18 protein-coding genes are annotated in these 20,942 nt (G+C 44.7%); 11 read left to right on the top strand and 7 right to left on the bottom strand.

Translation table 11 applies throughout. The features are described 5' to 3' along the window. Positions 1 to 39: 39 nt before the first annotated feature. The gene (locus R7040_RS04515; protein ID WP_064354760.1) at positions 40 to 921 is read right to left on the bottom strand and encodes an AraC family transcriptional regulator; all 882 of its coding nucleotides are present in this window, start codon (positions 919 to 921) and stop codon (positions 40 to 42) included. A gap of 206 nt (positions 922 to 1,127) precedes the next feature. On the opposite strand from R7040_RS04515, the gene R7040_RS04510 reads away from it, so the two are divergent. The 7 genes from R7040_RS04510 (at position 1,128) to R7040_RS04480 (ending at position 7,662) form a co-directional block, all read left to right on the top strand. Continuing rightward, on the top strand, positions 1,128 to 2,276 hold the full coding sequence (locus R7040_RS04510) for an iron-containing alcohol dehydrogenase (protein ID WP_005386076.1): 1,149 nt from the start codon (positions 1,128 to 1,130) through the stop codon (positions 2,274 to 2,276). A gap of 294 nt (positions 2,277 to 2,570) precedes the next feature. After that, positions 2,571 to 3,227, top strand: a complete 657-nt coding sequence (locus tag R7040_RS04505; protein WP_005376394.1) for a lysoplasmalogenase — start codon at positions 2,571 to 2,573, stop codon at positions 3,225 to 3,227. 162 nt (positions 3,228 to 3,389) lie between these two features. Next, positions 3,390 to 4,124, top strand: coding sequence for an amino acid ABC transporter ATP-binding protein (locus R7040_RS04500; RefSeq protein WP_258457412.1), 735 nt, complete (start codon positions 3,390 to 3,392; stop codon positions 4,122 to 4,124). Continuing rightward, a complete protein-coding gene (locus tag R7040_RS04495; RefSeq protein ID WP_238959052.1) occupies positions 4,124 to 4,921 on the top strand; it encodes an amino acid ABC transporter permease in 798 nt (265 codons plus the stop codon). The genes R7040_RS04500 and R7040_RS04495 overlap by 1 nt, the downstream gene beginning before the upstream one ends. 9 nt (positions 4,922 to 4,930) lie before the next feature. Beyond that, positions 4,931 to 5,749 carry a transporter substrate-binding domain-containing protein gene (locus R7040_RS04490; protein ID WP_042520808.1) on the top strand — a complete coding sequence of 273 codons (819 nt, stop codon included), beginning with the start codon at positions 4,931 to 4,933 and terminating at the stop codon, positions 5,747 to 5,749. 81 nt (positions 5,750 to 5,830) lie between these two features. Beyond that, complete coding sequence (locus tag R7040_RS04485) at positions 5,831 to 6,751, top strand: amino acid ABC transporter permease (RefSeq protein ID WP_318095436.1); 921 nt, start codon at positions 5,831 to 5,833, stop codon at positions 6,749 to 6,751. 92 nt (positions 6,752 to 6,843) lie between these two features. Continuing rightward, complete coding sequence (locus R7040_RS04480) at positions 6,844 to 7,662, top strand: EAL domain-containing protein (protein ID WP_017820958.1); 819 nt, start codon at positions 6,844 to 6,846, stop codon at positions 7,660 to 7,662. A 106-nt stretch (positions 7,663 to 7,768) separates the two neighbouring features. Here the strand turns inward: R7040_RS04480 and R7040_RS04475 are convergent, their stop codons facing one another. Continuing rightward, positions 7,769 to 8,302, bottom strand: a complete 534-nt coding sequence (locus R7040_RS04475; protein ID WP_005376400.1) for an RNA-binding S4 domain-containing protein — start codon at positions 8,300 to 8,302, stop codon at positions 7,769 to 7,771. Positions 8,303 to 8,528: 226 nt separating this feature from the next. On the opposite strand from R7040_RS04475, the gene R7040_RS04470 reads away from it, so the two are divergent. Then, positions 8,529 to 9,482 (top strand): endonuclease/exonuclease/phosphatase family protein, encoded by a 954-nt coding sequence (locus R7040_RS04470; RefSeq protein ID WP_053349128.1) that lies wholly within the window; start codon positions 8,529 to 8,531, stop codon positions 9,480 to 9,482. Positions 9,483 to 9,499: 17 nt separating this feature from the next. Here the strand turns inward: R7040_RS04470 and cra are convergent, their stop codons facing one another. After that, positions 9,500 to 10,480, bottom strand: a complete 981-nt coding sequence (gene cra, locus R7040_RS04465; RefSeq protein WP_005376402.1) for a catabolite repressor/activator — start codon at positions 10,478 to 10,480, stop codon at positions 9,500 to 9,502. Positions 10,481 to 10,853: 373 nt separating this feature from the next. Here cra and fruB point away from each other — a divergent pair, with 373 nt between their 5' ends. The 3 genes from fruB to fruA are packed head-to-tail and all read left to right on the top strand — an operon-like array spanning position 10,854 to position 14,726. After that, entirely contained in the window at positions 10,854 to 11,987 is a 1,134-nt protein-coding gene (gene fruB, locus R7040_RS04460) for a fused PTS fructose transporter subunit IIA/HPr protein (protein WP_005386065.1), read from the top strand. 9 nt (positions 11,988 to 11,996) lie between these two features. Next, positions 11,997 to 12,968 carry a 1-phosphofructokinase gene (gene pfkB, locus R7040_RS04455; protein WP_318081084.1) on the top strand — a complete coding sequence of 324 codons (972 nt, stop codon included), beginning with the start codon at positions 11,997 to 11,999 and terminating at the stop codon, positions 12,966 to 12,968. An 18-nt stretch (positions 12,969 to 12,986) separates the two neighbouring features. Further along, the gene (gene fruA / locus R7040_RS04450; RefSeq protein WP_318081083.1) at positions 12,987 to 14,726 is read left to right on the top strand and encodes a PTS fructose transporter subunit IIBC; all 1,740 of its coding nucleotides are present in this window, start codon (positions 12,987 to 12,989) and stop codon (positions 14,724 to 14,726) included. 82 nt (positions 14,727 to 14,808) lie between these two features. On the opposite strand, the gene R7040_RS04445 is transcribed toward fruA, so the two are convergent. The 4 genes from R7040_RS04445 to R7040_RS04430 form a co-directional block, all read right to left on the bottom strand. Next, positions 14,809 to 15,519, bottom strand: coding sequence for a hypothetical protein (locus R7040_RS04445; protein ID WP_318081082.1), 711 nt, complete (start codon positions 15,517 to 15,519; stop codon positions 14,809 to 14,811). 175 nt (positions 15,520 to 15,694) lie between these two features. Continuing rightward, entirely contained in the window at positions 15,695 to 18,754 is a 3,060-nt protein-coding gene (locus R7040_RS04440; protein ID WP_262651251.1) for an efflux RND transporter permease subunit, read from the bottom strand. Further along, on the bottom strand, positions 18,754 to 19,815 hold the full coding sequence (locus R7040_RS04435) for an efflux RND transporter periplasmic adaptor subunit (protein WP_318081081.1): 1,062 nt from the start codon (positions 19,813 to 19,815) through the stop codon (positions 18,754 to 18,756). Before R7040_RS04435 ends, R7040_RS04440 begins: the two co-directional genes overlap by 1 nt. Continuing rightward, positions 19,815 to 20,888 (bottom strand): efflux RND transporter periplasmic adaptor subunit, encoded by a 1,074-nt coding sequence (locus R7040_RS04430; RefSeq protein WP_262637839.1) that lies wholly within the window; start codon positions 20,886 to 20,888, stop codon positions 19,815 to 19,817. The genes R7040_RS04435 and R7040_RS04430 overlap by 1 nt, the downstream gene beginning before the upstream one ends. Positions 20,889 to 20,942 lie beyond the last annotated feature (54 nt).

The following is a 20,942-nucleotide window of genomic DNA, read 5'->3' as shown; positions in this document are numbered from 1 at the left end:
AAAAAGGTAAAAAAAGTCGCCATTTTGAAATAAAGATCACTAAGCCTTTGTTGACCTTGGCGTTTCATTAAAATGCCGCTTGTACTCGCGACTAAACTGTGATGGGCTCGTGTACCCGACCATTCTCGCTGCATCATTAACACGTCTCCCCTCTAACTGGATCAATTCGCGCGCTTTGTTAAGTCGAACTTTCTTAATATATTGCAACGGAGATTCAAGCGTGACATTGCGAAATGCTTGATGGAAAGCAGACACACTCATGTTGGCTTCTTCAGCCAATGCTTGTACGTTCAACTGTTCATGATACGCTTGATGTACACGATTTAGTGCTTTAGCTACCCTCGCGTAAGAACCTTCTTGATGTGCTAGGTCAAATAAAACATACCCCTCTTTGCTCACCAAAGTACGATACACAATTTCCTCAAGAAGCAACTCGCCAAGCATGATGACATCAAGCTCGTTACACATTGCTTTCATTAACCGTTTGCACGCATCCAACATACCTTCATTCATACGTACCGACTTAAGGCCGCAACGGGTAGCATCCAGACACTTATTACTGAATTTTTCAGCCTCTAATTTTTTAACGAGTTTATGAAGAAGCGTTGGCGAAATATCTATCGAAATGCCAAGTAAAGGCTCATTGTTTGTCGCAAACGCTTCGCACTCTAGTGGCATGGGAACCCCGACAACAAGGTAATCATCGGGCCCATATTGCACTGGTGTATCACCAATATGAATGTTCTTATGCCCTTGACCCAATACGATGATGCCGGACTGATAGACAAACGGCTGGCGATGATTCCCTTTGCTACTGCGATAAAACCATACGCCATCTATCGCTGTTTTCTTCATACCTTCTAGGTCATGCAGCCCCTGCTTTTCAACATATTGCTGCATGATATCTGCGAGAGTGTGCATTAGAGCGCTCCATCAATGACCAACGAGTTTGGTCTCTATTATCGTTTCGAGCACTATACTTCCTCTCGACTTTAACTTTCTAGCTCAAGAGCATTAATTTTGTAGAAATAGGCAAATTATTTGCAGAAATCGACCTGTTAACCATCATTAATCAGGACTAATATGCATGTATTCAATCTCCTTCACTGGAAGCAAGAGGGCTAATAATGAACTTTTCTTATGTAAACCCAACCAAGATTTTCTTTGGTCAAAAACAAATCGCAGCAATCAAAGAAGCTATCCCATCCGACCAAAAAGTTTTAGTGGTATACGGTGGTGGCTCCATCAAAAAAAATGGCGTGTACGACCAAGTAGCAGAAGCTCTTGAGGGACATGAATGGCTAGAGTTTTCAGGTGTTGAACCAAACCCAACCAAAGAAACACTCGATAAAGCAGTCGCAATGGTAAAAGAGCATGGCGTTGACTTTATTTTAGCGGTAGGTGGTGGTTCAGTCATCGATGGCTCCAAATACGTAGCAGCGGCATCAAAGTATGATGGTGATGGTTGGGATATCATGATTGGTAAGCACCAAGTCACTGAAGCGACGCCTCTAGCTGCAATTTTGACATTGCCAGCAACAGGCTCAGAGTCAAACATGGGCGCAGTTATCACTAAAAAAGAAACTCAAGACAAACTTCCGTTCATGTCTCCAGCAGTGCAGCCAAAATTTGCCGTGTTAGACCCAGATGTAATGAAAACACTGCCAGAACGCCAGCTTATCAACGGCATTGTTGACGCATGGGTGCACGTATGTGAGCAATACTTGACGCTTCCTACCGGTGCAATGGTTCAAGATGGTTACGCAGAAACACTGCTGAAAACCTTAAAAACACTCGGAGAACAGTTTGCGGAACGAGACGACGATATGTGGCGCGCAAACTTAATGTGGTCTGCTAACCAAGCATTGAATGGGTTAATTGGTAGTGGCGTTCCACAAGACTGGGCGACACATATGATCGGCCATGAATTAACCGCTCTATGGGGCGTTGATCATGCGCGTTCTCTTGCAATTGTCCAACCGTCGTTACTTCGTAACCAAATGCAGTTTAAGCGCCCTAAGTTAGAACAAATGGGTCGCAACGTATTTGGTCTTGAAGCAGGTGAGGATTTAGCAGAGCGCACAATCGAATCTATCGAAGCGTTTTATCATCAACTTGATGTCGCAACTAAGCTCGAAAACTATGGTGAGAGCCGTGAACAAGCTATCGATGCCATCATTGATCAACTAAACAAACACGGCATGACTGTTTTAGGTGAAAACCAGGCGATCACACTTGAACGTAGCCGAGAAATCTTAGAGTTAGCTGTCTCATAACTGCAACAATTCTTCACTGCCCTTCCTAGGGTTTAACGGTATTGTGACTTAACAGTCACAATACCGTTTTTTTATGCTATTTTGTAAGCCACATCACGTTCAAAACGAGGAGGCTTCTAAAAACAACGATTCCCTCCAGACAAAAAATCGGCCGTGTTGGTTAGTAAAGAGACAACTGTCCAGCTTTACACAAATAAAAATAATTGAGATCAAAGAACGAGTTAACTCGTTAATTAAGTTTTGATTTGTTGTAGTGATGTACTACATAATTTTGTCTGTTCGAGAAAACACTTTATGTGGCTAGTTGTTGTCGTATTAGCATTCATACATATCATCAGTATCCGTAAAGGCTCTAAATGGCTCTTTTACGTTTCTAAACCATTACCAGTGCTCTGTATGCTTGGTATTTTAATTCAGTCCCCGGCTTACCCAATGCCATATGCGCATTGGATTTTGATTGGCTTATCGCTCTCGTTGCTTGGTGACGTGTTATTAATGCTCCCTAGAGACAAGTTCATTACAGGATTAGTGCTCTTTTGCTCTGCCCATCTCTCCTATAGTTATGGTTTTGCCATCATGTCAGCGTGGCATTTTACACCTTGGCTCCCAATTGCCTTGTTCGGACTCGGTATATGCGTCTACTGGTTGTTCCGACCGGATCTCGGTAAAGAAAAACGGCCAGTTGCTAGTTATATATTGGTACTGATGACTATGTGCTGGGCTTCGATCGAGTATTATTTGAGTGGGAAAACACAATCCTCCTCTTTTGCAGTGCTCGGAAGCTTTATCTTTATTATCTCTGGCATCGTATTGGCTTTCGAACGCTTTGGAGGACGGTCAATATTTTCACGACAAGTTGTCATGGTGACCTACTATTCTGCACAGACACTAATGGTTATGTCTGTTGTTGCGATTGTTGTTCGTTATCCGTATCTCGTTGAACTGAGTTAGTCATACTCTAGACTGCACCAACATTAAAGAAACATGGATGTATCTTGTAATCGATCTGAATAGAGTCTTAAAATCATCGCCTAAACATTAGCTTATTCTTAATGAAATTATGCGCACAACTTGCTATTGTAAAAGGATATTTTTCCGTTATAGCGTGCCCCTTTGAAAGAGAATACTCCCGTCGTTGAGTTTAGCGACGTAAACAAGTGGTATGGCGATTACCACGCTCTAAAAGATATCAACTTCTCCGTGCATTCTGGCGAGATCGTCGTGGTGTGTGGCCCTTCTGGTTCAGGAAAGTCAACGCTCATTCGTTGCATCAACCATCTTGAATCGATTCAAGAAGGCCAGCTTCATGTGTTCGGCCAGCCTTCTCACGCAAAATCTCTCAAGCCCGGTAAAATCGGCATGGTGTTCCAACACTTTCACCTTTTTCCTCACTTGACTGTACTGGAAAACCTCACCTTAGCGCCGATTCGCACACTCAAATTATCAAAACAAGAAGCTGAAAAACGCGCAAAACATTACCTAAAGCGAGTCAATATTGAAGAGCAAGCGAGTAAGTATCCTATCCAGCTTTCTGGCGGTCAGCAGCAACGCGTCGCGATTGCCCGCTCCTTGTGTATGGAACCGGATTTACTCCTGTTTGACGAGCCAACTTCAGCGCTTGATCCGGAAATGATCAACGAAGTGTTGGATGTCATGGTTGAGCTGGCTCAAAGCGGAATGACGATGATTTGCGTCACGCATGAAATGGGATTTGCCAAAAAAGTAGCGAACCGCGTGGTATTTATGGATGAAGGCCAAATCGTGGAAATGAACTCTCCAGTCGCCTTATTTGAGACACCACAGCATCCACGCACCCAAGCATTTTTGAACCAAATTTTAAGTTACTGATGATAGTTCGCGTAATCAAACCTGTCCTTCAAGCTTTACTGCAAATGACGCTCCTCTTCATCGCGATTGTGTGGGTGTTGGACTCTGGTGCCGACGCTATGGGCTATCAATGGCAATGGGAGCGCGTACCTGATTACATCGCTTTTTATGAAGATGGCGAATGGTGGCCGGCAGAACTTATTGATGGGCTATTGGTCACGCTTAACATCTCGGCTATTAGTCTATTTTTTACCTTAGTATTAGGGTTGGTCACCGCGTTACTAAGGCTTAGCGATTCGAAAGTCGGCAATATTATTGGTACAACTTACGTCGAAGTAATACGTAACACGCCGTTGTTGGTGCAAATCTATTTACTCTACTTCGTGTTTGGCCCCGTGATTGGTTTGGACCGATTCAGCACCGCCGTTTTGGCATTATCCCTTTTCCAAGGTGCCTACACCGCGGAAATATTCCGTGCAGGTTTAAACAGTATTCCTAAAGGGCAATTCGAAGCAGCACAAACTCTCGGACTATCACCGTTTTACACCTACAAAGACGTAATTTTGCCTCAGGTTTTACAGCGCACATTACCGCCATTAACCAATGAAGTGGTTTCTTTGATCAAAAACTCTTCCATTGTAAGCGTGATGGCGATTTTTGATCTAACAACACAGGCACGCAACATCGTCTCAGAGACGGCGATGCCGTTTGAAATTTGGTTTACCGTGGCAGCAATTTATCTTGCTCTCACTCTGTCACTTTCTGGCTTGTCTGCATGGCTAGAACACAAACTCGGAGCCAGTTGGCGCAAATTATAAGGAGATAACATGAAGTTATTCAAAGCGACCATTACTGCATTATTAGGGCTAGCCATCGCTATGCCTACAATCGCGAAAGAAGATGTTGCCACACCCAATGTAGATCAAATCAAAGAACGAGGCACTTTGCGCGTTGGTATGTCAACATTTGTACCTTGGGCAATGCGTAACAAGCAAGGTGAGTTAATAGGTTTTGAAATCGATGTGGCCAAACGCTTAGCACAAGATTCAGGTTTGAAAGTGGAATTCGTACCGACTGCGTGGGATGGCATTATTCCCGCACTACTGGCGAAAAAGTTCGACGTGATCATCGGTGGCATGTCTGTTACGCCTGAGCGTTCCAAAAGCGTGTTGTTTACTGAGGCCTACTCGCACTCAGGCGTTCAAGTAGCAGCAAACAAAGAACTCGCCTCTGATTTTAGCAAATTCTCCGATTTTGACTCACGACGCGTAAAAATTGCGGCTCGTCGCGGCGCATTCACCGTTCAAGTAGCCAGAGAAACCTTCCCGAAAGCGAAGATCCTGCAATTTGATGACGACGCGCAAGCGTTCCAAGAGGTGCTGAATGGTAACGCCCACGCGGTCATTGCTTCTAGCCCAAAACCAGAACATGAGACAGTGAAACACAGCGACAAACTATTCCTTCCATTCTCTGAGCGACTATCACAAGGTAACGAAGCCTTTGCAGTTCGCTTGGGGGAAGAAGATAAAAAGGCCTTTTTCAATAAATGGATTGAAGCAAGAACCCAAGATGGATGGTTAAAACAACGTTATGAATACTGGTTCTCGACATTAGATTGGCAAGATCAAGTCGCGCAAGGCCAGTAATCTAAATGGCTCGTGGACGCCGCGAGCCTATACTCTCCAATCATCCATTTTACTTTTCCATAACTTATCGGAGTCAAATTTTTGGGCGAACACACTACCACTCGCACAGCACCCGCGAAATCCAGCACAGGCTACCTTTTACCGCAATTAAACACACTAGACTGGGTACTACTTGTTATGTGCGGTATCGGTGGTGTTTGGCTGTACCATCGGTCCGCTGTTGGTGTGCATTATTTGTGGCAGTGGAAAGAGGCGCTTGAATTACTTTTCACACCTAGAGCAGATGGTGGTTTGCCCTACTTCTTCCAAGGTTTGATTTCGACGTTAAGGCTCAGTATTTGGGGCATCAGCTTCGCATTAGTGTTTGGCACTTTGTTAGGCTTAGCACGCTTCTCTCGTTCCGTTTGGTTGCGCACACCCGCCAATGCGTTTATCCAGTTAGTGAGAAACATCCCTCCGTTGGTGTTTGTTTTTATTTTCTACTTTTTCATTTCTAACCAATTGATCCCGTTACTCGGTTTGGAAGATCTTCTACGAAACTACAACGGCGAACCAAATGCGCTACAGCGCTTTCTGTTTGGGCCTTCTAACCTTTGGGAAAACCTTGCCTCTGGCATGTTATGCGTCGGCTTACTCTCTTCTGCCTACATTGCAGAAGTTGTGCGCGGTGGTTTACAAAGTATCGACCAAGGTCAGTGGGAGGCGGCTGACTCATTGGGCTTGTCTCGATGGGTGAAATACCGATTTGTTATCGCGCCACAGGTGCTTAAATCAATAACACCTGCACTTGCCGGTCAAACCATCTCTTTGGTGAAAGACACCTCTATTGTTTCACTGATTTCGATACAAGAAATGACGTTTGTTGGGACAGAGATGGCAAATTCATCAGGGTATATATTTGAAATTTGGTTGATTGTCGGCCTTGCTTACTTCTTAATCTGTTTTGGTCTGTCACTTATTTTCCGCCATATTGAAGCAAAATCGGAAGCCATTTCAAATTAACTCAACCGCATATGTAATTAGGCACATTTGATTCTTCAAATCAGAATTGCACCCTGTTACATTGGCAAGATGCTAAATTTTCGGCGTTTTTCATGGAGTTAAAGAATCAATCCGACTACGAGCGATACATAAAACAAGATAATCTTGGTGAATATTACGTAGTTCTCAATCAATTCACTTTTCACAGTGTTTATCAGCCAATTTTTGATAGACGCCAACGTATTATTGGTATGGAAGCCTTACTGCGTATTCGTGGCATTGATGGTTCCCTAATTCGTCCTGACGTGTTTCTGGCCAATAATGGTCTTGATCCCTACTTTCGCTTATGTGTAGAGTTTTTATCTAGAGCAATGCACATTCGAAATTTCGCACGCTATTTCGCAGGGACGCCGATCAAACTGTTTCTTAACGTCATGCCTCAAACGCTACTCACACTAACCAAAGACATGGGCTTTAAAGATAACGGCCTGCTTTACAAACGCCTTTCCGAACTTGGTATGAGCCCATCAGACGTAGTTTTTGAAGTAGTCGAAGAGTCATGCGGAGATACGGATTTATTAATCAAAGCCGTACAGTTAATGAAAGCAAATGGTTTTATCTTTGCTATCGATGATTTTGGCGCCCAACATTCTGATATCGCACGTGTTCAGCAGCTCTGCCCTGACATCATCAAAATCGATCGTTCCTATTTGCTAGACTACTGCGCCGGAGAAACCTTTTCCATACATAGCGCCGTTGATCTAGCGGATCATATGGGAGCAAAAGTCATTATAGAAGGGGTTGAAGAAGACGTGCAGCTACAAGCTATGTATCAACTTAATTTGGATTATTACCAAGGCTTTTACTTAGGAAAGCCTTGCGCCATTCATCACTGGACAGATAGCCTAAACATCGAGACGACAGTGCATTAACACTGCCCACTTACAGCACAGTGAAACCAAAAAAGCGCCGATATAATATGCTCGGCGCTTTTTAGTTTTACTCAGATGTCACTTATTTAGTTAAGCGTTCATTTCCCTAGAAAAAATCAATAGAATTACGTCCGCTCTTCGGATCACGAGTGGCTTGCGGTTTGTCTTCTTTTTTGCCTTTCTTAGCAGACTGAGACAACGCTTCTTTCTGCGCTTTACGCTCTTTATGTGCCGCTTTACGGCCTGTTGATTTAGGCCCAGAGGCTTTAGGTGACTTACTTTGACGAGACTTATCTTTACGAGAAGACTGTGCTTCTTTTTTCGCTTTCTTTTCTGCTTTTTGCTCTGCCGTTTCAGGTTCGGTTACTGGCGCATCGCAAACCACAACATAATATTCCTGGTTAAACTCAAAAAAGTCACCATCATACATCTTGCGGCGCTTACGTGTTTCTAGTTCACCATTCACCGCAACGTAGCCTTCCTCGATGATATGTTTTGCTTCGCCGCCACCGCTGACCAAGTTTGCGATTTTAAAAAGCTTGTACAGTTCGATTGGATGCGCATCAACATCGATGCCAATCGCTTCGATCTCAATCTCTTCGCCTTCTAAATACTCTTCGTGGTCGTAATCTTGGGTCATGTTACTTACTCTTACTATTTGATGCCCTGAAGTTTAAACGCAATGCTTAAAAATAGAAACCTCTGCCGATGTTCAATCACCGATTCGCCTTGGCGTTTGAGCACCTCTTAACCCATTTAACTTGTCGCTTGTTAGCTTGTATACCGATGCGTAGCTCAAACGAAGATGCAATTACGCAACCTGAAGGTATATACTCTCTAAGTTATTGTTGAAAAGAGCGAATACTTTGTCTCAACCAAGTAGAATTACCTTTGTCACTGCGAACTTGTTTAATTTTGTCGCACCGCCTAACGCCTACTATGATTTCGAGAACATATACTCGTTAGAGCAATGGCGAGACAAACTTTCGTGGACGCAACGTCAAGTTGAAAAACTGGAAGGCGACGTGATTGGCTTACAAGAAGTATTCAGTATCGAGAAGACCCAGGCATTCTTTTCAACCATCGGCTACCCCTACTTTGCGACCGTTGACACCCCACATGTTGAAGATGAGTACATTTACTCAAGCCCTGTTGTGGCAATCGCATCTCGGTTTCCAATAGAAAAAGTACAAGCGGTAGAGTTTGACTTAGCAACGCTTGAGCCTTTTGGAGTAAGTGTTGTTCCAGAGTTCAGTCGCAAACCTATCTATGCCCAAGTAATACATCCTGTACTTGGTCATATCGCCGTTTACGTAACGCACCTGAAATCTCAACGCCCAGCCGACTCAGAACAACCAGAAACGTCTAGCACGATTATTGGGCGCTGGTTATCCACCCAGCAAAGAGGCTGGGAAGCAGCGATGTTAAGAGACGCGATGCAAAAGAGGTATCGAAAAGAACCAATGCCGACAGTGTTAATGGGCGATATGAATCAACCTATCACTCCTATCAGCGTTAACAGCGCATTGGTATCCAACACTGGTGACAGCGTCACTGAATTACAACTCAAAGATGGTTGGTTATTGCAAAGTGACACCCTGAAGGATGAACGCCCAGCCACGCACTATCATTTTTCCACTGGGAATGTACTCGACTATATCTTGCTCTCACAAGAGTTTGACACCTTATCAGATATATCGGTTGCCGAGGTTGTTGACTATCAGGTGTCTAACCAACATCTGATCAACCCGATTTATGACAGAGATAAAAACGCCAGCGACCACGCATTTGTGGCGCTGACGGCTGAAGTAAAGCTTTGAGCAACCTATTTAGTTACTTAGTGACGTTTCACAATTTTACGCGGGATAAGTTCTACGCCAGGCTTGTAACGCTTGGCGGAAGCGTTGAGTGCTAACTCCATTGCGCTGTCCGCGATCAACTCAAACTGTTGAGGCAAAGAGTTGATTTTCACAGGCAAGAAGTCCAGCAGTCGATTATCACCAAATGTCGCTAAACGCACCTTTCCCATCAGTTCTGGTTTTTCTAGCATTACATCCAACACACCTTCTAGCAGTGTGTATGACGTTGTAACAATGGCATCTGGCAATGCGTTCTCTATTAACCATCTCTCTAAGACTTTCTTGCCTTCTTCCCGGGAGAAGTGTTGTCCATAACCCACTGTTGCCGTTTTGCCACCTTGTTGAGAAGCAGATAGAAAACCGAGCTCACGCTCTTTTGAGACTTGAAGATCTTGCAATGCACCGATTAAGCCAATGGACTTAATATCCTCTGACAGTACTGACTGAGTGAGTTCAAGTGCGGCATCAAAATCTTCGCTGATGACACAACAAAAGTGCTCATCATCCATTGGACGGTCTAGCGCGATAACTGGCGTACCAGAATTTTGCAACTTAAGGTAATACTCGTTTGCAGTGGGCATACCACTTGCCACAAACAACGCATCAATGCGACGACTGACTAATGCTTCCGCCACCTTTTGCTCTGTATCAGGATCATCATCAGAGCAGCCAATCAAAATTTGGTACCCCGCTTTCCGAGAGTTCTGCTCTATCAGCTTTGCAAGACGCGCATAACTGGTGTTCTCTAAGTCTGGGATGATAAGCCCAAATGAGCGTGAATTACCTGCCCGCAAGGAAGACGCCGCATGATCTGGCTTATAATTGTACTCATCTACAACGGCCATCACCTTTTTCTGAGTCTTCTCGCTGATGCGGTATTTCTGCGCTTTTCCGTTAATCACATAGCTTGCAGTTGTCTTAGAAACACCCGCTAATTTGGCTATTTCATCCAGTGTCATATTCTAAACCTTATTCTGTGCGCGCGATCATATTAATACATCAACGATCTTTCGATAAGTTGAATTATAAGCTGAACCGATTCAGTATAAAAGCTGAAAGGATTCAGCAAAACTTAAAAATTGACGTAAATCACCCGAACACGCAACAAACCAATTTGTGAGCTAGGCTATAGGACAGCGGCAAAGGCTCGTTTGTTAACGTCAGTTTTTAAAACAGTTTTTCTGAGTCTTTTAAAAAATTTACCAACAAGCTGAATCGATTTAGCTTGAAATATAAAAGGTTTGAGGAGTGATAAGCGCTCAGAAGAAGCGGCGTTCAACTTCTCACACAGAATACATTTTTAAATTGATACCTTAAGGCTGGAGAAGCACCATGCTTAAGCTAAATAAGAACGACATTACCCTCTCGCAATCAGCGACAGATAAGTTTGAAGCAATAAAGAGTATTGCTCATAGCCTGACTGATAAAGGCCTAGTTGAGCAAGGTTACGTTGAAGGCATGCTAAACCGTGAAAACCAAAACTCTACGTTTTTGGGGAACGGTATTGCCATACCGCACGGTACAACCGACACTCGTGCAATGGTGAAAACAACGGGTGTTGCTGTGCACCACTTCCCACAAGGTGTCGACTGGGGTGATGGCAATACTGTGTTCGTCGCTATCGGTATCGCAGCTAAATCTGATGAGCACCTTGGCATTCTTAAACAGCTCACCAAAGTGCTAGGCGCAGATGGCGTAGAAGAACGTCTGCGTAATGCAAAAAATGAAGACGAAATCATCGCCCTACTGCACGGTGATGTTCAGCTTGAAGCAGACTTTGACGCTTCTTTAATTCAACTGATGTTCCCTGCGAGCGACATGCTACAGATGAGTGCTGTTGCTGGTGGTCTGTTGAAAAATACGGGATGTGCTGATAACGAATTCGTTGCAGATCTCGTTACCAAACAACCAACTCACTTAGGTAATGGCCTGTGGTTAATTGGCAGTGACAAACATGTCACTCGCACAGGTGTGTCATTTGTCTCGACGGCAAACGACTGCGAATATGAAGGTCAAAAAGTGCGTGCACTTGTCGCGTTCGCGGCATGTAACAATGCTCACCAACCTATCCTAAAAACGCTTTCTAATATTGTGTTTAACAATGAACACGGCAAGCTTTTAGATGCATCAGTAGAACAGATTCTTGCTTTGTTCAAAGGTGAAGAAGTCACAGCTGCATCTTCAGAAGAAGGCAATACCGCTGTATTTAAAATCAAAAACTCTCACGGCCTACATGCTCGTCCGGGGGCAATGTTAGTCGCAGAAGCGAAAAAGTTTGAATCCACTATACGTGTTTCCAACCTAGACGGAGATGGAAAAGCAGTAAACGCGAAGAGCCTAATGAAAGTCATCGCGCTGGGCGTTAAGCACGGTCACCAACTTCAATTTACAGCAGAAGGCCCTGATGCGCCGCAAGCCTTGGAGTCTATCGGAAATGCAATCGCTTCTGGCCTTGGTGAAGGTTAAGGATCCGATATGACAAAAAAAACAAATAAGGTTGTCACTATTACGCTCAACCCAGCATTGGATTTAACAGGTTCAGTAAATGAACTAAACGTTGGTTCCGTGAGCTTAGTACAGCAAAGCAATCTCCACGCTGCTGGTAAAGGTGTCAACGTAGCAAAAGTATTGAGCGATTTAGGCGCAGACGTCACGGTTACCGGCTTTCTCGGTAAAGATAACCCTGAGCTATTTCATCAGCTTTTCAATGACATCAACGTTAAGAATGAATTTGTGGAAGTAAAGGGTGCCACTCGTATCAACGTTAAGCTGGTTGAGGCCAATGGCAACGTCAGTGATATCAACTTCCCTGGCGTTCAAGTAGCGGCCGACGAAATTACTCGCTTTGAGGAGACACTATTTCGTCTAGCGGAGACGCATGATTACTTTGTATTGGCAGGCAGCCTACCGGGCGGTGTTACTGCAGAGCAATGCGCTGCATGGATAGAAGCACTGCATCAACAAGGCAAAAAGGTGTTGTTCGACAGTAGCAAAGCCGCATTGAAGTCAGGTATTGATGCTCACCCATGGTTAATTAAACCTAACGATGAAGAACTTGGTGATTTTGTTGGCGAACATCTAGCAACACCTGAACAGTGCCAAGCTGCAGCGCAAACACTGAGCGACAAAGGCATAGAAAACATCGTGGTTTCTATGGGACCTGACGGTGTTATGTGGCTCAACCAAGGCGAATGGCTTAGTGCAAAACCGCCTCGAATGCATGTCGTGAGCACCGTTGGCGCAGGCGATACGCTGGTCGCTGGCTTGTGTTGGGGCCACATGCAACTGATGCCTAAAAACGATTTATTGCGCTTCGCTACGGCACTTTCTGCTTTGGCAGTTAGTCAAGTTGGCGTAGGGCTAACCAGTCAGGAAGAACTGGAAAATATCAAGCGACAAACTGAAGTTAGCGCGCTTTACCCTATTACAAACTTAGAACAAAACTAAGGAACAGAAGGTTATCGTATGAATATTGCCATTATTACTGCCTGTCCGAGCGGTGTAGCAAATAGCATCCTTGCGGCAGGATTACTAGAACAAGCCGCCGCAAAATTAAACTGGAATGCCAAAATAGAATGTCAATCAAGTGTGGTTGAACCAACACTATTGACGGAAGCTGACGTTGAACAAGCAGAAGTCATTGTCATTGCGGCAAATACTAGCGTCGACACTTCTCGTTTTGTAGGAAAAAAGGTTTACCAAGCGGAAATTAGCGAAGTAGCAAAAGACGCAACTGCGTTTCTCCAGCAAGCGGTTGAAAACGCCACTTTACTTGAAAAAGCAACCACACTTGCAGCCCCTATCACTACAGATACAACATCAGCATCAAAGAAGATTGTTGCAATCACGGCATGCCCTACTGGCGTTGCGCATACCTTTATGGCGGCAGAAGCTTTAGAAGAAGAAGGCAAGTGTCGTGGCCATCAAATCAAGGTGGAAACTCGTGGTTCAGTTGGCGCTAAAAACCAACTGACTGAGCAAGAAATTGCAGACGCCGATCTGGTGATCATTGCTGCGGATATTGAAGTGCCACTTGATCGCTTTAACGGCAAAAAGATGTACCGCACGAAAACAGGTCCAGCTCTGAAGAAAACAGCCGAAGAGATGGACAAAGCATTCGAGCAAGCCACGGTGTATCAACATTCTGGTTCAGCTAACTCTTCATCTTCCACCGAAGAGAAAAAAGGCGCTTACAAACACCTAATGACGGGTGTTTCGCACATGCTTCCTGTCGTCGTTGCAGGTGGTTTGATCATCGCTCTATCTTTCGTGTTCGGTATTGAAGCATTTAAAGAAGAAGGCACACTAGCAGCAGCCTTGATGAACATTGGTGGTGGCTCTGCATTCGCATTGATGATTCCTGTACTTGCTGGTTACATCGCGTTCTCAATTGCTGACCGTCCGGGTCTGGCTCCTGGTCTTGTTGGCGGTATGCTAGCAAGTTCAACGGGTGCTGGTTTCCTAGGTGGTATCGCAGCTGGCTTCATTGCCGGTTATGCAGCGAAGCTCCTTGCGGACAAAGTAAAACTCCCACAATCGATGGAAGCGCTTAAACCAATTCTGATCATTCCATTTGTAGCAACATTGTTCACTGGCCTTGTCATGATCTACATCGTAGGCGGCCCAGTTTCAGGCATCATGAACGGCCTGACTGACTTCCTAAACAACATGGGTTCTGACAGTGCAGTACTACTGGGTATTATCCTTGGCGCAATGATGTGTTTCGACCTAGGAGGCCCGGTAAACAAAGCCGCTTACGCATTTGGTGTTGGCCTTCTGGCTTCACAAACTTACGCACCAATGGCGGCAATCATGGCCGCAGGTATGGTTCCTGCGCTAGGTATGGGTTTAGCGACCTTCATTGCGAAGAACAAATTTGAACAAAATGAACGTGAGGCAGGTAAAGCATCATTTGTCTTGGGCCTGTGTTTCATCTCTGAAGGCGCAATTCCATTTGCTGCGAAAGATCCAATGCGCGTGATTCCATCTTGTATGGCAGGTGGCGCGCTTACTGGTGCCCTATCGATGCTATTCGGTGCGAAATTAATGGCACCACACGGCGGTCTATTCGTGCTGCTAATTCCTAACGCAATTTCACCAGTATTAATGTATTTAGTGGCTATTGCAGCGGGTACAGCGGTAACTGGCTTTACTTACGCATTCTTAAAAAGCAAAGCAGAAGCGAAACAAGAAGTCGCAGCTTAATTAGAGCGACTCCGGTTAACAATGCCACCCTCGAATTTGGCATTTAGCACCTCCCTTTAATTCCGGTTAAGGGAGGTGTTTTTTATTCCGCAGCCGGAACGGCTACAATGTCTACTTCCCCACTGCTCATATCCACCGTTGCTTGATAAGCGCTATGCGGGTCACCGTAGTGCTTGAAGGTAAAGTGGTAAACGTTAGCTGGCGTCCACAAGGTTTTTGATTCTGCGGGCAGAATGTCATAGCCGTCTTGCTGATAAAGCTCTGTCGCCATTACATTTGCGATTGCCGCCTGCTGGTTAGCGTCTCGATCCACCTTTGGCTCTAGTGACGGGTTACTTGGATAAGACTCACCGTTGTAACTCATGAGTCGATAGGAGCCATTACTCCAAACGATAAAGTCCTGCCAACCATTACTGTAACTGTCGGCTAGTACAATAGGCGTGCGAGTTACCGACATTCGATTAATAACGTTTCCCTCATTATCAAACATATATGCAGAGCAGCCACCACTACCACAGAAATAGAGATCTTGAAGCAACACTATGTGTTCTGCCTTGCCATCGCTGTTTAGGTCGGCGCTACCCGATAGATAACGTAGATTGTCTTGCTCGAGCGACAGCCCTTCAGGGGCTAAAACCTTACTATCAATCCAACTGGAAATGACTTCAGCACTAACACTGTTGACTTTAGGGGCAGGTTGTTTGGTTTCTGTCGGCATGCTATCCGTCGCGGTGCAGCCAACCAAGGTGAAAGAACCAATGAAGAAGAGTCCGTTTAATATGCGCTTATTCATGTAATCTCAATCTTTGATGTGTCGTTACATGAGTATACGCATGATTTGCATTGTAATCGTAAGAAAATCATTAAAATCAAGCAAATGAATGGTTTGGTATATATTAGTATGATCAAAAAAGCCCCGAAGAAAACCTTCAGGGCTAGGCAGGAAGCTGGCAAATAGCCAGGAGTCCCTATGCAGTGGTCGGTTTTACCCTAAACAGAATTGCAAACATCACTGGCACCACTATCAGTGTCAGTACAGTAGCAAAACCAAGACCTGCCATAATCGTTATTGCCATCGAGCCAAAGAAGGCGTCGAAGACCAGTGGAATCATCCCCAAGATAGTTGTTAGCGCAGCCATACTTACCGGACGAACGCGGCTTATCGCACTATCAACAATCGCGAGGTAAGGATCTTTACCTGACTCCAACTCAAGGTTAATTTGGTCAAGCAACACAATACCGTTTTTCAAAATCATGCCACTTAGGCTTAACAAACCAAGGAATGCTGTAAAACTGAACGGCATGTTCGTGGTAAGCAAACCAAAAGCAACGCCAATGATCGCTAACGGAACGGTGAACCAAATTACCAACGGCTTTTTGATTGAGTTAAACAATAAAATAGTAATGATGAACATCAACAAGTAACCCATCGGCAATGAACCGAATAGGCCTTCTTGTGCATCTTTGGATGATTCGTACTCACCACCCCATGTGATTTCGTATCCTTCTGGAACATGCAATGCCATCACTTTAGGCTGTACACGAGCAAATAAGCTTGCTGCCGTGTCGTCACTCAACACATCATGGTCCGCGAGAACGGTTAACGTACGCTTACGGTCACGACGCTGAATTAGCGGCTCACTCCAATCCAGTTGAACGCCATCAATCACTTGATCAACCGGAATATACGTTTGCAACGAAGGACTCCAAATGGTCACGTTTTGTAGTGATTCAAAATCTACGCGTTCTTCTTCAGGAAGACGTGTCATAATTGGCAACGTATGTGTACCATCACGCAAGTAACCTAAGGTGCTACCACCAAACGTCATTTGCAGTGTGCTTGAAAGATCTTCTTTCGAAATACCTAAGCGACGAGCTTTAGACTCATTGAAAGCGGGTACAAGTTCCTTGGTGCGCTCTCGCCAATCGTGACGAATGTTTCGGGCACCAGGGTCGGTATGAAGGATGTCTTCAACTTGCACCGCCAAGTCACGTAAAACTTGTGGATCAGGGCCAGTAATACGCGCTTCGATCTTAGACGCTGGTGATGGACCAAATTCCATCAATTTAAACTGGAACGTAGGCGCATCAAATGTTTTCGCCAGATTCGCATCTAACTTATGCAGCAAACCAAACATTTTCTCACGATCAGTCGCGCGAACTTGGAACTGAGCGTACGCTTCGTAACTTTTTTCTGGTTGATAGGTTAAAGCAAAACGCTGTAGACCCTGCCCAATCGAAGCAGAAACAAAGTCAATATCATCTTGCTGACGAATGTAGCTTTCGACCTCTTCAGCTTTTTTGATCGTTTCACGGATGTCAGTACCCTCTGGCATCCACATATCCACGTAGAACATCGGCGTATTCGATGGTGGGAAGAACTGCTGTTTTACATTACCAAATGCCACGACAGCACCCACTAATAGCGCCACCATGCCAGCAACGGTAAGCCAGCGGAATCGTAATGCAAATTTCAGCGATGCCCCAAATACGACAAACAACCAGCCTTTATAAGGATCATCTTCGCTAGTACCCTGCTCTTTGTTTTCCTCTTTCAACAAAAGATCGGCAAGGAAAGGCGTCAGTGTAATAGCGGTAATCCAGCTTAAAAATAGTGAGAAACACAGCACCCAGAATAAAGAGCCCATGAACTCACCTGTCGCATCTTGCGACAAGCCGATAGGTGCAAAAGCCGTAATTGCAATAACAGTTGCGCCCAGCAAAGGCCATTGTGTTTGCTTTACAATATCGACAGCCGCTTGAACTTTGGTACGCCCTTTCTTTAGGCCAACCAATATGCCTTCCACGACAACAATCGCGTTATCAACCAGCATACCCAAGGCAATAATTAACGCGCCAAGAGAAATACGATGCAGTTCGATGTTGTTGTAATTCATCAAAATGAAGGTACCAAATACCGTCAATAACAACACAACTCCAATGATGACACCACTGCGTAAACCCATAGTAAACAGCAACACAATGATTACGATCGCCACTGCCTCCGCTAGACTAATTACAAACGCTTTAACAGATTCATCCACCTCATTGGCTTGGTTGTAAAAGTAGTTCATATCGATGCCAGCAGGCTTGATAGACTCAAGGCTCGCGAGCTCCGCATCCAAACGTTCACCAACCTCAACCACGTTCACACCCGATGCAAACGAGATACCGATATTAATCGCTTTTTGACCGTTAAAGAGTACGACGTTGCCTGGCTTCTCTTGAATACCGCGAGAAATCGTTGCTACGTCTTTTAGACGAATTAGATTTCCTGTGTCACGGCCATGAATGATCAGATTTTCTAGTGCTTCTACAGTGTTTAAGGTGCCGCTTGGGCGAATAACAAGGCTTTCGCCATTGACCATCACTTCCCCTGCTGAAACCACATTGTTTTGCTGGTTCAACAAGCTCGAAACCACATTCATGTCTAAGTTCAGTGCAGCAAGGCGATCAAGTGAGATCTCAACGAATAGCATTTCTTGCTGATCGCCCGTGATGTCTACCTTACCAACACCATCAACAAGCTCGATTTCACGGGTCAGGTAATCCGCATAACGTTTCAGCTCTACATAGTCGTAATCGTCACCAGTGAGCATTAACATCACGCCATAAACGTCACCGAAATCATCAATGATCTGTAAAGACTGAACACCTTGAGGCAATGATGGTCGTAAATCATTAATTTTACGGCGCATTTCATCCCAAATTTGCGGCAGTTCATCAGGACCATAGTCCATTTCCATGCTCACCGTTATTTGAGACATACCATTAGAAGACGTAGAGGTAATTTTGTCGATATAAGGGAGTTTTCGAATCTCTTTTTCTAGAGGATACGTCAGCTCTTCTTCAACTTCTTTTGACGTCGCGCCAGGGTATGTTGAGATGATCATGGCATCTTTGATCGTAAATGCCGGGTCTTCTAATCGTCCAAGCTCCAAAAATGACGTTAAACCACCAACAGCAAGGATAATAATGAACAACCAGCTGATGACTTTGTTTTTTATTGAATACTCAGCAATGTTCATTATTGGTTATTCTCCACAACATCCACATGTTTACCTTCGCGTAATTTACGCAGATTTGAATTAATCAGAATATCGCCCTGGCTAACACCTGACGACACAATGGCTCCATTGCCATTCACTTGAGAAATCATGACAGGCACCCGTGTGACAATGTCACCTTCTTTTTTCCACACAAAGAACTCATTCCCTTCACTGCCTGCTTGAAGCGCCGTGACAGGCACACTGTAACCATCAATAGAGGTAATGCCCGCCTTCACCATATCGACCAAAACGCTTACGCTGGTTCCCGGTAATATCTCTGTTTTTGGCTGTGGCATCGTCAAGTACATTTCGTAGGTTTGAGTTTCAGCGTTGGGTTCACTTGTGTGCTCTAAATAGTCCAAAGCAAATCTGCCATCGATGCCGGAAAAGGTTGCTCTAGGCTTGTAGCTCATGCTGTCTGAGTTTGGGTCTACCATCGCTAAAACATTGTCGGAAAGCTCAATACGCACGTAAACCAAATCGTTTTGGTATAGGTTTAACACGGGTTCACCAATTGCCACACGCTCAAAACGTTCTTTGAAAACATCAGATATTTTACCGGCGAACGGGGCGAATAAACGGGTGTAATTCAATTGATTGGTCGCGTTATAGAAAGTAGCCTCAGCTAGCTCTTTATTGGCTGTTAGCTCATCAAGTTCCGCTTTTGAAATCATTTGACGTGCATGCAAGTCTTCACCGCGTTTAAGCTGACGAATTGCAAGTGTGTATTGTGCTTCTGCGTCATTCACGGCTTGCTTCTCTTTGCTATCATCTAGCTTTGCGATCATTTGCCCCTGCTTCACAACGTCACCCGCTTTAACCAATACGTGCTGAACTTCCCCAGCGCGGCGAAATGCCATTGGCGTTTGTTCTGCAGGCACTACTATGCCTTTGAACGCGCGATGTTGACTTTGTACTGGTGCATCCACCGAGATAGTCGACACAAAAAGTGGCTGCTCGACGATAGCTTGGTTTTCATTTTTGCACCCTGTTAAAACTGCAAGTGCAATCGCAGAGATCGTAAGTAGAGAACGTTTCATTAAATGCCTCCCTCACGAACCCAAGCTTTCACCACTTGTCCTTCAACCAGTCTCTCAACACCAGCAATAACAACGTAATCATTGTTATCAAGCCCGGCTTTCACACCACCTGCTGCGTCAAGTGAGACAGTGACTTTATTGACCTGCTGCGTGCTTCTGTCCATTACCCAAACTTCACCTTGCGTCCCATTTTTGTTGACCCAAGCAGACTGAGGTAACGTCATCGCGTCCGATACATGTTGTTTAGCCATGTGTACCTGCCCTGTCATACCTGTCAGCAAATTGCGATCTTCTGGCCGAGTGATGGTCACGATCGCCTCATAACTATTGGTATCGATGTTTGGCTGCGTCGAAATTTCTTTAAATTGCCCAGGAATACGTTTTCCTGGCTCGCTATCCATCGTCACCCACATATCGGAGTTTTGCAGTGACTCAAGTGATACAGATTCCGCATAACTTACAGGCAAGGTGAACGACACATCCAACGTCGTGTTATCAATGAGATTCAAGATCTCCTGCTTCTCTGCTACTACTTGAAACGGGTTGACATAGGTATATGACACAATGCCATCAAACGGTGCATGAATTTTGGTATAGCTCAAATCGGTTTTAGCTTGTTCGTAGTTCGCCAATGCCGCTTTATATTGAGTTTCTTTCTGATCGTACTCATCAGTACTAATGAGTTTTTTTCCGTAAAGGTTTTTCGCGCGGTTCCATTGTGTTTTCGCTAACGCGTACTGCGCTTGAGCGGCATCTAACGCAAGCTGAAGATCTTTAGGGTCTAACGTTGCGAGCACTTCACCTTTTTGGACCTTTTGACCCATGCGTACACGTAATTCATCTACCTCTCCACCAACCTGAAAAGAAAGCTGCGCGCGATGTGTTGCATCAATACGCGCTAAAAAGGCGTGCGAGTCTTCAAGTTCTAGGTCTTTCACCGCCAGTAATTTGACAGGTTTGATTAAAGGTTCAGACGGCTCAGAAATGGCTTTATTACACCCAGTTAGCATCCCAGAAAGACTTAATGTCACCACTGCGCCAACTAAAGTGCGCCTTAAATATTGTTTTCGCACCCGCTTTCTCCGTAGGTTTTATATATTACACAGCCGTGCAGTATAAGCAGAATT

Source organism: Vibrio sp. 1069, assembly GCF_033340555.1.
This window is presented reverse-complemented; position numbering and strand designations above follow the sequence as displayed.

Excerpts from the sequence above, each read along its gene's own strand:
- R7040_RS04515 (WP_064354760.1), bottom strand. The coding sequence starts at position 921 with ATGCACACTCTCGCAGATATCATGCAGCAATATGTTGAAAAGCAGGGG.
- R7040_RS04510 (WP_005386076.1), top strand. The coding sequence starts at position 1,128 with ATGAACTTTTCTTATGTAAACCCAACCAAGATTTTCTTTGGTCAAAAA.
- R7040_RS04505 (WP_005376394.1), top strand. The coding sequence starts at position 2,571 with ATGTGGCTAGTTGTTGTCGTATTAGCATTCATACATATCATCAGTATC.
- R7040_RS04495 (WP_238959052.1), top strand. The coding sequence starts at position 4,124 with ATGATAGTTCGCGTAATCAAACCTGTCCTTCAAGCTTTACTGCAAATG.
- R7040_RS04490 (WP_042520808.1), top strand. The coding sequence starts at position 4,931 with ATGAAGTTATTCAAAGCGACCATTACTGCATTATTAGGGCTAGCCATC.
- R7040_RS04480 (WP_017820958.1), top strand. The coding sequence starts at position 6,844 with ATGGAGTTAAAGAATCAATCCGACTACGAGCGATACATAAAACAAGAT.
- R7040_RS04475 (WP_005376400.1), bottom strand. The coding sequence starts at position 8,302 with ATGACCCAAGATTACGACCACGAAGAGTATTTAGAAGGCGAAGAGATT.
- cra (WP_005376402.1), bottom strand. The coding sequence starts at position 10,480 with ATGACACTGGATGAAATAGCCAAATTAGCGGGTGTTTCTAAGACAACT.
- fruB (WP_005386065.1), top strand. The coding sequence starts at position 10,854 with ATGCTTAAGCTAAATAAGAACGACATTACCCTCTCGCAATCAGCGACA.
- pfkB (WP_318081084.1), top strand. The coding sequence starts at position 11,997 with ATGACAAAAAAAACAAATAAGGTTGTCACTATTACGCTCAACCCAGCA.
- fruA (WP_318081083.1), top strand. The coding sequence starts at position 12,987 with ATGAATATTGCCATTATTACTGCCTGTCCGAGCGGTGTAGCAAATAGC.
- R7040_RS04445 (WP_318081082.1), bottom strand. The coding sequence starts at position 15,519 with ATGAATAAGCGCATATTAAACGGACTCTTCTTCATTGGTTCTTTCACC.
- R7040_RS04440 (WP_262651251.1), bottom strand. The coding sequence starts at position 18,754 with ATGAACATTGCTGAGTATTCAATAAAAAACAAAGTCATCAGCTGGTTG.
- R7040_RS04435 (WP_318081081.1), bottom strand. The coding sequence starts at position 19,815 with ATGAAACGTTCTCTACTTACGATCTCTGCGATTGCACTTGCAGTTTTA.